Source organism: Nitrospirota bacterium (assembly GCA_016212215.1).
Lineage (GTDB): Bacteria > Nitrospirota > 9FT-COMBO-42-15 > HDB-SIOI813 > HDB-SIOI813 > JACRGV01.
The window spans coordinates 1-14,145 of record JACRGV010000026.1; the positions used below are offsets into that span (position 1 = coordinate 1).

Annotated in this window: 13 protein-coding genes; 3 read left to right on the plus strand and 10 right to left on the minus strand. The window is 42.4% G+C overall.

Annotation, left to right across the window (positions count from 1 at the left end; all coding sequences use genetic code 11):
- Positions 1–311: 311 nt before the first annotated feature.
- Positions 312–776: a ribonuclease HI gene (rnhA, locus tag HZA08_02645; protein ID MBI5192323.1), complete on the minus strand. Its 465-nt coding sequence runs from the start codon at positions 774–776 to the stop codon at positions 312–314.
- 62 nt (positions 777–838) lie between these two features.
- Here rnhA and HZA08_02650 point away from each other — a divergent pair, with 62 nt between their 5' ends.
- Entirely contained in the window at positions 839–1,285 is a 447-nt protein-coding gene (locus HZA08_02650) for a YhcH/YjgK/YiaL family protein (protein ID MBI5192324.1), read from the plus strand.
- A 148-nt stretch (positions 1,286–1,433) separates the two neighbouring features.
- Entirely contained in the window at positions 1,434–4,049 is a 2,616-nt protein-coding gene (locus tag HZA08_02655) for a CBS domain-containing protein (GenBank protein MBI5192325.1), read from the plus strand.
- 218 nt (positions 4,050–4,267) lie between these two features.
- Here HZA08_02655 and HZA08_02660 read toward each other — a convergent pair whose 3' ends face one another.
- From HZA08_02660 to HZA08_02670, 3 genes are read right to left on the minus strand one after another with little or no spacing between them, the layout of a single operon-like run.
- Positions 4,268–4,612, minus strand: coding sequence for a hypothetical protein (locus tag HZA08_02660; GenBank protein ID MBI5192326.1), 345 nt, complete (start codon positions 4,610–4,612; stop codon positions 4,268–4,270).
- Positions 4,599–5,012 (minus strand): HEPN domain-containing protein, encoded by a 414-nt coding sequence (locus HZA08_02665; GenBank protein ID MBI5192327.1) that lies wholly within the window; start codon positions 5,010–5,012, stop codon positions 4,599–4,601. The genes HZA08_02660 and HZA08_02665 overlap by 14 nt, the downstream gene beginning before the upstream one ends.
- A complete protein-coding gene (locus tag HZA08_02670; GenBank protein ID MBI5192328.1) occupies positions 4,997–5,356 on the minus strand; it encodes a nucleotidyltransferase domain-containing protein in 360 nt (119 codons plus the stop codon). Before HZA08_02670 ends, HZA08_02665 begins: the two co-directional genes overlap by 16 nt.
- A 156-nt stretch (positions 5,357–5,512) precedes the next feature.
- Here HZA08_02670 and HZA08_02675 point away from each other — a divergent pair, with 156 nt between their 5' ends.
- The gene (locus tag HZA08_02675) at positions 5,513–5,809 is read left to right on the plus strand and encodes a hypothetical protein (protein ID MBI5192329.1); all 297 of its coding nucleotides are present in this window, start codon (positions 5,513–5,515) and stop codon (positions 5,807–5,809) included.
- A 128-nt stretch (positions 5,810–5,937) separates the two neighbouring features.
- On the opposite strand, the gene HZA08_02680 is transcribed toward HZA08_02675, so the two are convergent.
- The 6 genes from HZA08_02680 to HZA08_02705 all read right to left on the minus strand — a co-directional run bounded on the left by HZA08_02680 (position 5,938) and on the right by HZA08_02705 (position 13,939).
- On the minus strand, positions 5,938–6,456 hold the full coding sequence (locus HZA08_02680) for a peptidylprolyl isomerase (GenBank protein MBI5192330.1): 519 nt from the start codon (positions 6,454–6,456) through the stop codon (positions 5,938–5,940).
- Positions 6,457–6,605: 149 nt separating this feature from the next.
- Positions 6,606–7,760, minus strand: coding sequence for a hypothetical protein (locus HZA08_02685; protein ID MBI5192331.1), 1,155 nt, complete (start codon positions 7,758–7,760; stop codon positions 6,606–6,608).
- A 25-nt stretch (positions 7,761–7,785) separates the two neighbouring features.
- The gene (locus HZA08_02690) at positions 7,786–8,898 is read right to left on the minus strand and encodes a Ppx/GppA family phosphatase (GenBank protein MBI5192332.1); all 1,113 of its coding nucleotides are present in this window, start codon (positions 8,896–8,898) and stop codon (positions 7,786–7,788) included.
- 135 nt (positions 8,899–9,033) lie between these two features.
- Positions 9,034–9,657, minus strand: coding sequence for a hypothetical protein (locus HZA08_02695; GenBank protein ID MBI5192333.1), 624 nt, complete (start codon positions 9,655–9,657; stop codon positions 9,034–9,036).
- Between the two features lie 167 nt (positions 9,658–9,824).
- A complete protein-coding gene (locus HZA08_02700) occupies positions 9,825–10,145 on the minus strand; it encodes a hypothetical protein (GenBank protein ID MBI5192334.1) in 321 nt (106 codons plus the stop codon).
- A gap of 191 nt (positions 10,146–10,336) precedes the next feature.
- Positions 10,337–13,939, minus strand: a complete 3,603-nt coding sequence (locus HZA08_02705) for a VCBS repeat-containing protein (protein MBI5192335.1) — start codon at positions 13,937–13,939, stop codon at positions 10,337–10,339.
- Between the last annotated feature and the right edge of the window lie 206 nt (positions 13,940–14,145).

Here is a 14,145-nt window from a genome sequence, read left to right on the forward strand (position 1 = left end):
AGTTCATCCGAAAATCACCCCCCCATGCCCCCCCTTGAAAAAAGGGGGGGATTGCCGTTGGCCATTGAGAACCTTTCCCCCCCTTAACAAGGGGGGGATTTCTGGTTGTCATATCTCCCCCTTTATTTAAAGGGGGATTAAGGGGGTTAATTTTCATTCCCCTTTGTGCCCCGAAGGGGCATGACGGTTCATCCGAAAATCTCCTCCGGCGGGGTAAGAAAACCCCGCCTATCGATTTCTACGAGGATAGGCGGGACTTTCTTGTCCCGCTGATTTTCATGGCCCTTTGTGAACTCACGGCTCATGAGGGTTCATCTGCCGGCCTCTTTTTTGCACCTTATTATCTCCTCCCTCGCAAGCCGGTCGCATCTCTCGTTCTCAGGATGTCCGTTATGCCCTTTAATCCATACCCATTCAATCTTATGAGGCTTTGAGGCCAGCAGCAGCCTCTCCCATAGGTCTCTGTTAAGCACTTCCTTCTTTTGTGAATTACGCCAGTTATTTCTTATCCAGCCGTCTATCCACTCTGTCATCCCTTTAACCACATAAGTAGAATCTGTCATGACCCTGACACTGCAATGCCTCTTCAACGCCTCAAGGGCTGAGATAACACCGAGCAGTTCCATCCTGTTATTTGTTGTCATAGCTTCATTTCCTGACAACTCTTTCTCCCTTTCACCGGACCTGAGTATAGCGCCGTAACCCCCAAGGCCCGGGTTCCCGCTGCAAGCACCATCTGCATAAATCTCAACAACCGTTTTATCATCTTTTTTCATAATTATGCTATAATACATTTTTTCTATAACTGCATCAATCGGTTTTATGAGAACTACATTTAATGATTATTGACCTGTTAAAAAATGCATCACTATATTCAAAGATGAACAGGAAAATTGAAACTGCACTCAATTTTCTGCGTGATACAGACCTGTCAAATATTAAGCCCGGCAGATATGAGATTGACGGCTCAGATATATTTGCCCTGATGCAGACCTACGATACAAAGCCAAGGGAAAACGGTTTCTGGGAGGCGCACCGGCAGTATATAGATATACAATATGTAATTAAAGGAACTGAACTTATCGGTTATTCAAACATAGACCATCTGAAATCCGGCGAGTATGATGATGCCAAAGACCTGCTTGTACTCTATGGAGATGGAGTCTTTCTTGAAGTCAGGGAAGGAACCTTTGTAATACTCATGCCTCATGATGCCCATAAACCAGGCATTGCAGTAACAACCTCAAAACCTGTATCTAAAATCGTCGTGAAAGTAAGAGTTTAATCATTATCTTTAAATCTTTCAACAACCGCACTGTAAACAGACCTTTCATAAGAAATCTGAGGATCATCCCCTGGGGATCATCCCCTTGTCTTCCTTATGCAATATTGGTATCTTACTACATAAATATTTATTATTTTATAATGTTGAAATGGAGATAATTACCACACATGCCAATGCTGATTTTGATGCCCTTGCATCAATGATTGCGGCTAAGAAGCTTTATCCTGATGCAAGGATGATATTTCCGGGGACACAGGAAAAGAATGTCAGGAATTTCATTATCCAAAATAAGATAGAGTTTAATAAGTTGAAGGACATCCCTTTTGATGAGGTAACACGCCTTATAATAGTGGACTGCAAACATGCTGACCGTATTGGAAGATTATCCGAATTATTAAGCAATAAAGACCTTAGCATCCATATCTATGACCACCATCCTGCTGCGCATGGTGACCTTCGCGGCGAGGTAGAGGTTATTGAAGACATTGGGGCGGCCACAACACTATTGGTTGAGATTTTAAAAGAGAGGAATATTCCCATATCCCCACCGGAGGGGGCGTTATTTGCTATTGGTATCTATGAAGAGACAGGTTCTATGACATTCCAGTCTACAACACCGAGGGACCTGATGGCCGCAGCATATCTTATGTCACTTGGGATTGATTTAAGGGCTGTGTCCCGCTACCTGATACATGAACTGGATGCCGGACAAATCACACTCCTTAACGAACTGATACATAATGCAAAGACTTACTATATTGACTCCACAAAGGTCGTTATTGCAAAAGGCTCATCTGATAAATATATATCTGAACTATCTACCATAACCCATAAGGTTCGGGATATGGAGGATTTGGATGTACTTTTTGTTATTGTCAGGATGGATGACAAGATACAGCTTGTCGCACGATGCAGGATGCCTGAGATAGATGTCGGAGAAGTTGCAAGAGAGTTTGGGGGAGGCGGCCACAGGACTGCGGCATCAGCAAGCATAAAAGACCTCACAAGCATACAGGTTGAAGAGAAGATTCTGCAAATCCTCAGCAAAAGTATCAAACCGGTAAAGACGGCAAAGGATATTATGACAACACCAATAAAGACCATAAACAGCAGTGCTGTAATAAAAGATGCCGGTGACCTTATGACCCGATATGGTGTCAGTGTCCTGCCTGTTGTTGATAAAGACAGGATAACCGGCCTCATCACAAGGGAGATTACTCAGAAGGCCATATTCCACAAATTCGGGGATATGCCTGTTACTGATTTCATGTCAACGGAGTTTTATAAAGTCACAACAGATACAGCTTTCCGTGAAGTAGAATCAATACTGATTGAACATAACCAGCGATTTATCCCTGTTGTTGAAGGAGAAACTATTATTGGTGCAATCACACGGACTGATATTCTAAGGACACTCCATGATGATATAAGAAGGACATGGGAGGTATCTGAGAAATTTCTGAAAAGGCCCCGTGAACGAAATGTACAAAATGTACTCAAAGAAAGGCTCCCCGTACATATTGAAAAAATACTGGAGGATATCGGGGCAACAGCAGATAATATGGGCGTAGCGGCTTATGCGGTCGGCGGCTTTGTACGTGATATATTGCTTGGTGCAGACAACTTCGATATTGACATAGTAGTAGAAGGTGACGGGATTGCGTTCGCAGAAAAATTCTCAGCAATAGTGGAAGGCCGTGTAAAGAGCCACCATAGATTCGGTACGGCTGTAATAATATTTCCGGATGGGTTTAAGATTGATATTGCTACTGCCAGAACTGAGTATTATGAATTCCCTACTGCTCTCCCGACTGTGGAGCTTTCATCTATAAAAAAAGATTTGTACAGGAGGGATTTCACAATAAACACCCTTGCTATCACACTCAATAAAAAAGACTTCGGGTTTCTTATAGATTTCTTCGGCGGCCAAAGGGACTTAAAGGAAAAGAACATACGTGTACTGCATAATCTGAGTTTTATTGAAGACCCGACGCGCATATACAGGGCAATAAGATTTGAGCAGAGATTCGGTTTCAGGATTGCACGGCATACACAAAACCTGATACACAGTGCAACAAAAATAGACCTCTTTCACAGGCTTTCAGGAAAGAGACTTTTCACAGAACTATTCCTTCTGCTGTGTGAGGAAGACCCTGCAAAACCGATCAGCCGGCTTGCAGAGTTTGACCTTTTCAGGTTCATACACCCGTCTTTACAATGGAACAGCGGGATAGCACTGTTGTTCCAGAAGATAAAGGATGCCCTTGCATGGTATAAATTATTATTTCTTGGAAAAAGATATGAGCCATGGCTCGTATACTTTTACAGCCTTATAGATCAATTGTCTCCGGAAGCAACCGCCAATATGTGTGAGAGGCTGAATATAAAAGAGACCCTCCTTGAAAAGATTACGATTACAAAGCAATCGTCTGGTAAATTGTTTCAGGAGATTAACGACATTGATGTAATTAAACCAAGCAGTCTCTATATTAAACTCAAAGGATTCTCTCAGGAGATGCTTCTGTACCTTATGGCACGGGCAGAAGAAGAGACCGCAGTAAAAGGTATATCCATGTATCTCAGCCATCTGCAGGATATTAGGCTCTCCATAACCGGAGGTGATTTAAAACAACTCGGACTGAAACCAGGGCCAATATTTACGAACATCATGAATCAGACATTACTGGCCAGATTAGACGGGATAGTTAAGACAAGGGAAGAAGAGCTTGAGTTTGCCGGAAACCTATCAAAAAAACTTATATGATTCCACATAAACCACACACTAACCTTGCATGTTCACCGAGAATTGCTGACTCCGATGTCTTGCCAATTAAATTATCACTCTAATTCAAAAGCGTCTTTCAAGCAGTCATTACATCATCAAGCCTTTTATTATTCAATTCTTTAGAGACATTCAAGCCATGCCTCAGTTTAAACTCCTTTAATTCTGAGGAAGGCATTGGAACTTTGCAAAGAACAATATTACCTCTTCTTAATTTCATCTCTAAAAACCTCATCGTAAATGTTGTTCTCTGAGCTTGACCAATCTATGTAACCCTTTGAACTTATCTGCATTCCAAGCCGTTCTTCCGTTTCCTCCTTGGTTCTTAAATAACTGGCAAAATCAATTACTTCTTTCAATCTATTTTCTGAAAGCACACTAATTATTTCATCAAGTTTTTGTTGTTCTTCGGAAGTCCTCATTTTGAGAACATCTTTAAACATCATGGATGCTTTGAATACTTCAATACCAATTAGATTATTGTAATCAATCTTTCGCAAAGCAATTCTCGTTTTACGGGAATTGCGATCACTATGCATTTTCAAACTTCACAACCTTCTTAATATTCTCTAAAAACCTCTCAGCCATTTCTATAGCTTCTGTGGAATCTTTAAGGTCAAATGATGCCTCAGGATAGTAATCCGCTTCTTCCCTTAATTTCATGAGCCTGCCTATTATTCTACCTATATCAGTTTCTATCAGATTTACCTTTACATAATAAAGGCTGAACATCCTCTCAATCCCTTCATGGCTTTTCGGGCTTATCCCTTTATTCAGAAGTGCTGCCTTTGCCCCATGAAAAACAGCATAATATGATGAGACTACACTTTTAAAATAGAGCCCATTATCCTTTAATACCTTTGCCGATTTTATCTCTTCCCAAGCCCTTTGAAATTCATCACGGGCTAGGAGTCTAGCATCTTCAGGATTTATCCTCTCGACCATATAACAATTCCCTCTTTTCTAACATTAATTAGGAAGGAACTTATCTTATTCAGGTAATCATCCTTCGCAATAACTATCGCTGAAATTATAATATCATGCTTCAATTGATAGTTATATATAATATCACTAACAAGGTACTTTGTTTCCCTCGGAACCTGATGTCCTGTAACAATTAAGATGTCTATATCAGATTCTTCTACTGAGTCCCCTCTTGCCTTTGAACCATATAGTATTACCTCATCAATAAAGGGATACCTGCTGGTAAGTTCCTTTATAGCTCCGCTTAACCCCTGCAATTCATTATAATTCAGATTAATTTTCTCTAAAATTTCTGCTGTAAGCATTTGAGTAATCTTATAACATATAAGGAATGGTTATTCAAATACAACATTTGGTAATCTGTCAAGAAATCAAAAATCCATCCGATAATTTATAGCAGAAACAACAACAAGTTTATTCACTTCAAACAACCAACATAGTCACTCTTGAGGAGAATGATTATGGCTACAATCACAAAGCTATCAGAATTAAAACAAAAGATACTGGCCCTGTATGACTCTTTTATCAAAGATGAGATTGATGCGTTTACCATCGGTCAGGTACGGACAATGCTGTGCAGGCTTAAGCCTATCATAGACGCAGGAAGACTCCAGCTTGAAATACTTAACAAATTTTTCAATGAAGATGTTTCGGCAAGATTTAATAATAAATGGGACACTGACCTGCTAATATGCCGAAAGATCAATATTGAGTCAGCCTTTGAGATAATTATAGAGATGGGTTTTGTAACAGCGTGAGAGAATGGCTGTCCGACAAGAACCCCATCCCCACCCTAACCCTCCCCTTGAAGGGGAGGGAATGATTATCGCTTACCTCTTGTTTCTAATTTCTTGCTTCTTGCTTCTTGCCTCTAACTTCTGCCTTCTTACTTCTTCAACGTAACCTTCTTCATCACATCACCTGCCCTGACCGTCTGCACAACATCCATCCCTTCTGTAACCTGCCCAAATACCGTGTACTGCCCATCAAGAAATGGGGCCGGTGCAAGGCATATATAGAACTGGCTGTCGGCGCTATTCGGGTCACTTGCCCTTGCCATGGCAACAGTTCCGGCAACATGTTGTTTCTTATTAAATTCTGCCGGTAGCTTTACCCCGCTGCCGCCTGTTCCATTTCCCTTTGGATCGCCGCCTTGTATTACAAAACCGGGTTCAAATCTATGGAACTTAAGCCCATTATAAAACCCGCTTTCTATAAGATGTGAAATCCTCTCAACCGTCTTTGGTGCAACGTCAGGATACATCTCAAACGTTATGTTTCCCTTCTCCATCTCAATTACAGCAACCGGATTACCACTCACCTTTTTCCCTCCCTCTTTCTCTGTCTTTTTCTCCACCTTATCAGCAGCAAAGACAGTTAATGCTGCAAATAAAGAAATGCACATCATCAGTGCAAATAATGAAAACACCTTTCTATTCATCCCTTGATCCCCTTTCTTGTCTTTTCCCGATTCTTTTCTCTTGCCTCTGGTTTCTTGCTTCTAACTTCTTGCTTCTAACTTCTAACTTCTGCTTACTGCTCACTGATTACAGCTTACTGTTTGTTCTCCGCACTTTCAGGATACACTACTATATATCCTCTTTTAACTGTCTGCAAGAAGATTTCATTCTCATCATAAAAATAGACCCACAACCTTCTTGTTGAGAATACCGGCATTGTATAGGTTAGTTGAGAAGTGCTGTGTGAATTTATCTGTACCTTCTGACCCTTCTCATCATAGTACACTTTAATCGTCCGTCTCTTATCCTCATTATTCCATATCTTCACAGTAAATGTTGCCTTTTCTCCAAGATTATACATCTCATTGTCCGATTGGACTGAAAAACCCAGTGACGGCAATAGAGCTGGAGTAAATATAACTTTCTTTTGTTGATCGGGCATTTTGACTACCGGTAATTTTACAGTAATCCCCGCGGTCTTCAGCACCCCGTTAAATATAGATATTTCATCCCACGTTGTCCTCAGATGCAAAAATGCCCAATCAGTAAAAAGGGTGCTTGCAAAAACACTCCCTCTACCTAATTTATAGTTTAAGAATACAGGCTGACCATTCATCCGTTTATTAATAATTACCTTAGTACCCCGTGGATACGCTGTAAAGAAACCATCTATATTAATATGTGGTCTTGCTGAGGATACCCCTGAGGCAATAGAATTAAACTGCAACAGGAGTGCAGAATTTTCAATACTACTCTGGTCTTCAATCCAACCATATCCCTGTAAATGTTCTCCTTCCGGCACAGGCAGTATGGAATAGTCCTTTCCCTTTCTCTGTGAAAAGATAAATAAACTCCCTCCGTTTTCAACAAATTTATGGAGGGCCGGTCCTAATTTCTCCGGTTCTTTTAATGAGGAAAGCCCGCCGGATGGTATTATCAGCAGGGTAATTCCAGAGGCACCAGAAATAAAATCCTTCTCAGAGATTATCCTGACAGGCGCATACAGCCCAATGAATAATGCAGCCTCCCTGCTGAATCCGGAGTCTAATATGGCTGTAGTTGAATCAATGGTCAGATTAGACGTTATCTCTTCTAATTTGGCCGGATAAAGTGCATCCCCAAGTACAAAGGTCTCATCTGTTTCATCACCGCCGGGGTTGTCTGTCCATGCACCAAAAGACGCAGGTGTAAGCACGAAAAGACCAATAAAACAAACTAATAGAATGGAACTTCTAAAGGAGGAAAACATAACGGCCCCCTAAACTACTCACTATTCACTGTCCACTATTCACTGTCTTTTGATAAATATCTAAAACAAGCCCCTCCCTTAATCCGCTGTCACTTACTAATATCTCATTGAATCCAAATCTCTCCATGACCTTGTCAACTAACACAACACCTGCTGCAATCAGGTCTTCCATGCCATCTTCAATTCCGGGTATCTCCATACGTTTCTTCATTGTCATAGCGAGTAACAGACTGCGTATATTTCCAATACCTTCCCTTGTTATCTTATAGCCATTTATCTTCCGCGGGTCATATACTGTCATCTTCTGATCAATAGCCGCAAGCGTTGTAACTGTGCCGGCTGTGCCGACCAGGCACACATTGTTATTCATTCGAAAATACCCCCCCATGCCCCCCCTTGAACAAAGGGGGGGATTGTCATTGGCCATTGACTTTCCCCCCCTTACCAAGGGGGGGCTTGGGGGGGTGGTTTTCATCCCAAAATCACTCCCCAATGCCCACACTTGGTAAGGGGGGGGGGTATCACCTTTTAAGGGATTCAGACGTTCTGAAATAGCTGTCTCTAATTTTTCTATCTCTTCATCCTGAGGCGGGTCGGATTTCAGGTATTGCTCTGTAAATCTTACAACACCTATATCTGTACTAACCTTGGAGATAATATCACCTTCAGATGCAAATATAAACTCTGTACTACCGCCGCCGATATCCATTAACAGGAAATCACTCCCCTTGAGATCAAGACCTGACGCAATGCCGAGCATGGTAAGTCTTGCCTCTTCATCCCCTGATATTACATCTACATCAAGCCCTGCCTCCGACTTTATCTTTTTAATAAAATCAGGGCCATTAGAAGCCTCCCTCACAGCACTTGTTGCAACAGCATAAATACCATCCAAAGGATACTCACTGCATATCTTTGCAAACCTTTTTAGCACAGATGATGTCCGCTCCATTGCAGTTTCCTTTAACCTGCCTGTACTGGAAATACCTTCTCCGAGCCTTGTTATATGCCGTTCGGATTTAACCTTCCGATATTTCCCGTCAGGAGAAAACTCAGCAATAAGTAGTCTTAGTGTATTTGTGCCGATGTCTATGCCTGCGAAGAGCAAATGTTTCCTCCAAAAATATCCATAGCTCACCCCCACCCTGACCCTCCCCCCTCAAGGGGGAGGGAATTATGAGATTCCCCCTACACCCTCCAGTCAAGGTAGGGGGTATATCTGTTGTAATTCTACCTTCAGTCTTCAGCCTTCTTACCTCTTACTTCTTGCTTCTTACTTCTTTTTCTCAAACTCAAACCCATCTGCAAATCCATTGAACTCTACCCAAAGTTTTAACCTGTTACCATAGATGACGGCCTTACGGAAGTAGACGAATCCTCGTATCTGGGAATTAGGATATATGGAGGTTTCAGGGAGTGCGAGCAGTGTTATATTGCTCATGGGCCGCCTGAGATAGGGATAAGCAGGTACATCGTAACCGAAGGTATACGGTGGCTTTGCCTCTTCAAACCTGTAAACTATAGGTGGATTTGGAAAGGTATCACTGGAATTTTCCCTTGTAACCAGCATATACTCAATTCCATCAGGCGGTACAGCCTCATACTGATTTCCATGTTCATCAAATAATACAAAGTTACTGTATTTTATCGAGACCTTCTCTCCGGTATTATTCCTGATAAGAAATAAAAATGGTGTAAAATAATCATTTACTGAAAACGGCTGATACCGCCACTCACCTGCCTGAACAGATACATCAATTCCGGCTTTCGTCTTAGTAATAATATTTGATTCAGGTTCAACCGTGCCGGATTGAGACACCACCGGAACAAGCTTAGGGGCACAGGCTGTTAAAACAACTATCAGCGTAACAATTAATATGTTGAATATCTTTTGCATATCAAAAATAACCCCATCCCCACCCTAACCCTCCCCTTGAAGGGGAGGGAATAAAGCATAGCATAACTTTATAAAGGTGGTCTATTTTCTCACGCCTCACGTCTTACATAATACGTCTAACTTCTTACTTCTACCTTCAGTCTTCAGCCTAAACACCTTCAGCCTTCTTACTTCTGCAAACTCTTCAGCCCCTCCACCTCTTTCTTCTGCCTATCCTCTTCTGTACGCATCGCCTCAATATTCTCAAGAAGTTCTTTTACCTCTTCACTCTGGAGAAAATTATTATCTTTTCTTTCTATCGCCCCGATAAACCTCTGTCCGAGTTCTTTATACAGGTCAGATAAGTTCCCGTGAATCCTGTAGAGGTCGAACTTAGACTTCAGTACATCCACCTCTGCCATTGTCTTGAGAAATACTGAGGTACCTTCCTTCCTCAGAACAGTGATCCCTTCAGACAGGTCGCGTTGTATTTTATTTAATATGTCCATAGTAGAAAAATCTTACATTATTAGATAAGTAAAATCAATTGAAGCAGAGGGTCATCAACAATAACCATAGCTCACCCTCCCCCTAACCCCCTCCCGTCAAGGGAGGGGGAATAAAGCTGAGCATCCCTCTCCCCTTGAGGGAGAGGGTCCGGGTGAGGGGGGCTTGCCTCTACCTTCAGTCTTCAGCCTATCTACCTTCCTAATCTCTCAATCGCATCCGCAGCCTCTGCCCTGAGTTCATCTCTTTTATTCTGTGCTATCCCCTGAAGGTGTATTACAGCCCTTTCATCACCGATTTTAGTCAGGGAAATAATAGCCTCTGAGCGGATTTCTTTTTCCTCGGAACTACTTTTGATAATACCTATTAATGAATCTAAAGCCTTCTTGTCTTTGTATGAACCGAGTGCTGTTATGACCTCTTTCCTAACATCCCTGTCGTTGTCATTCTGCAGGCACCGGATAAGAAGGTCAATGGATTGCAGGTTATGCAGTTCGGCAATACCCCTGACAGCCTCTAATCTTATATCAGGAATTTCATCCTCCAGAAAGGCAGAGGCATTTTTATTCCAGTAATATTGATCAATCTCCTTTAAAGCAGAAACAGCAGTAAGCCTAATATTCTTTTTATTGCCTTTGTCTTTTACAATCTCATAGATTTGAGGAATGGCAGCTTTATCCAGAATATCGGCAAGGGATATTATGGTTGATTGCATTACATCCTCATCCTTATCCTTTAATAACGCTAACAATGGATTTGTCGCCCTCTTGTCCTTTAATTCACCAAGCCCTTTTATCGTATGTATCTTTAACTCTTTTGACCTGTCTGAAAGTGTATTGATAAGAAGAGGCACAACTGACGTCTCTTTAATAAGTGAGATTGTCTGTATTGCTGAACCCCTAACCCTGATGTTGGTATTGGAATCTTTTATCAAGTCAGTTAAAGGTTGAATAAGGGGTTTCCTGTTTAATAAGACTGTATCATCTTCTCTTAGGGCTGACTTAAGTACCTCCAGTGCACCTAATCTTCCTTTCTCATCTTTCCCCTGAAGGAGTTCTAACAGAGGTCCGGTTGTTACTGCACTCTCAAGACGGATAAGCGAAAGCAGTGCACCGGAACGCACAGAGGAATCTTCATTATTATCCCTGAGTATCTCAAGCAATGGCTCCGTGCCCCTTTTATCCTTCAGCCATCCAAGTGATAGTGACGCCTCACGCCTGACATCTATGTCAACATCCTTTAAGACTTGTGTTACCGGTATTATTGCCCTGTAGCTCTCTGAATACCCCAGTGCCTTGACCGCACTCGCCCTTACATCTGCCTCAGGGTCACCAAGGGCTTTCAGGAGCGGGACAACTGCGAGCCTCTTCCTATACATTGAAGACCTGAATATAGTCTGTTCATCTTTAAGAAATTTACATAGCAGGTCAGCGGCCTCTTTACGGACATATTTGTCAGGATTGCTGAGAGACATCATTACAGGCTCAACCGCCTTATCTATGGTGTTTTCATTAACTACAGTACTCAATGCCCTCATAGCCCATATCTTTTCAGATGGCTTAGAGTTAGTTAGTGCAAGCAGAATAGTTTTATCATCAGAATATGTCCTTTGCTCACCCCCACCCTGACCCTCCCCCCCCAAGGGGGAGGGAATAAATGTTGCCATTGTCTTTCTCTTTTTTTCAATCCTGTAATTATCACTACCTTCAGTAATCTCAATAAACTGATTTGCCTGTACATCTTTAATATTCTGCGTCATACCTGACGGCCATTGTATATAAATCTTATCTGCCTTTTGTTCCTTATCCAGACCAAAGTGAAGGCGTGTATCATTCTGTGAAAGATAACTCGACCCTGCCCTGACCTCCTGAATTAATGTCAGATTACCTGCTAAAACAACCGCCTTTGTGCCGACCCCATCCCTGTTACTCTTTGTACCCTTTAAGCGGATTGTGAGGTAATTCTTGGAATTCCCGCCGTCATTCCTGAGGACTTGTGCATAATTATTGTTGTTATTAATGACAGCATCTATATCTCCGTCATTATCTATATCCCCAAATGCCGCGCCGCGGCTTGACCTTGCAATCTTTAATCCCTCACCTGCAGAAATGGACACATCTGTAAACATACTGTTCCCGTTATTATGAAATAGCTGATTCCTTTGCCCGACCGTAGTCCTGGGATTATCAAAATCAGGATTCGGATTTCCATTTGCAACGAAAATATCAAGATACCCATCGTTGTCATAATCAAACATATCAGTACCCCATCCGAAGAATCCGATACTGACATCTTCACCAAGACCGGAGGTTACAGTGGCGTCGTTGAAAAGGAGGGATGTATTATTTTTTCCGCTCGAAAATCTCTCCGGCGGGGTTGGAAAACCCCGCCTATCCCTATCTACGAGGATAGGCGGGACATTCTTGTCCCGCTGATTTTCATGCCCCTTTGTGAGCGAGTCATTCATGTGGGTTTCATCCGAAAATAACCCCATCCCCACCCTAACCCTCCCCTTGAAGGGGAGGGAATTTTGAGACTCCGCCTGCCCTCCTCCTCTCGACTTCTCTTCTAATCTCCCCTCCCCTTGCGGGAGGGCTACAATTAAGTTCCTTCCAAATTCCTCCCCCCCTTTGCGGGGGGAGGCAGGAGGGGGGGGTGATGAAGAAATCCTCATATTCCTATAAAGAATATTCGTCTCACTCGCCGGATACGTAGCAAATATGTCAAAATCTCCGTCATTATCATAGTCACCGACAGCAACCCCCATGCCGCTCAGAGGTGTATCCACACCGGCCTCCCCGCCGATGTCGGTGAATGTACCGTTTCCATTATTGTGGAAGAGGACGTTCCGTGAACCGTCATTTACAACATAGATATCCTGATACCCGTCACTATCAAAGTCACTGAATATAACCCCCATACCTTTCCCTGCCGAATCCTCAACACCTGTCTTCTTTGTTACATCAGTAAATGTCCCGTCTTTATTGTTATGGAAAAGGATATTTGCAGACCCGGTGTATATCTTGGAATTCATGAGCAGATTGGTCGGCATCTGATAGGCTGAGTTAAACTCACCCGGATTCATGTACTTATCAAACTTGAGATAATTTACTACATAAAGGTCAAGATAGCCGTCATTATCATAATCCGCCCATGCGGCAGATGTGCTCCATTTATCTTTTTTACCACCTACACCTGCTTTATCAGTAACATTTGTAAATGTCCCGTTCCCGTTATTTTCATAAAGGACATTCTTTCCGTAGTACGTTACATAAATATCCTGAAAACCGTCATTATTATAGTCAGCAACAGCACACCCCATTCCCCATCCGGTAAAACCGACGCCTGCCCTTTTTGTAATATCTGTAAACCGGCCATTCCCATTATTGTGATATAGCACATTCGTTGGAGGTTTGTACCACCACGGTTTATCACCATAGTAGTATGTGTATCCCGAACCGTTAACAAGATAGACGTCCAAATTACCATCATTATTGTAGTCAAGAAGACATACGCCGGAACCTATCACCTGCGGCAAAGAATCAATCACCTCCTCTGCCTGATGATGCAGGAAGTCTATGCCCGACTGTTCAGTATAATCTGTAAAAATGACATGTCCTGGATTATAAGATGTTTTTAATACCACAGGGATAACATTACCTACTATCCCCGGCAGTATAAGCGGTATATCTGTACCCTTTAATCTTAGCGTTCTGAAATAGAGAAAGCCTGTGAGCACACTTAGAGAGATTAAGATTAAGATTGAGAAGACTATTATTGTGCGTAAAGACTTCATTCGGAAATAACCCCATCCCCACCCTACCCCTCCCCCTTGAAGGGGAGGGAATCAACTCAGCCCCACCCCCACCCTGCCCCTCCCCTTGAAGGGGAGGGAATCAACATAGCCTCCTCTCCCTCAGGGAGAGGGAGAGGGTGAGGGTGGGGTTTCTTATTTTTTCTTGCTTCTTACTTCTTACTTCTTGCTTCTTACTTCTTGCTTCT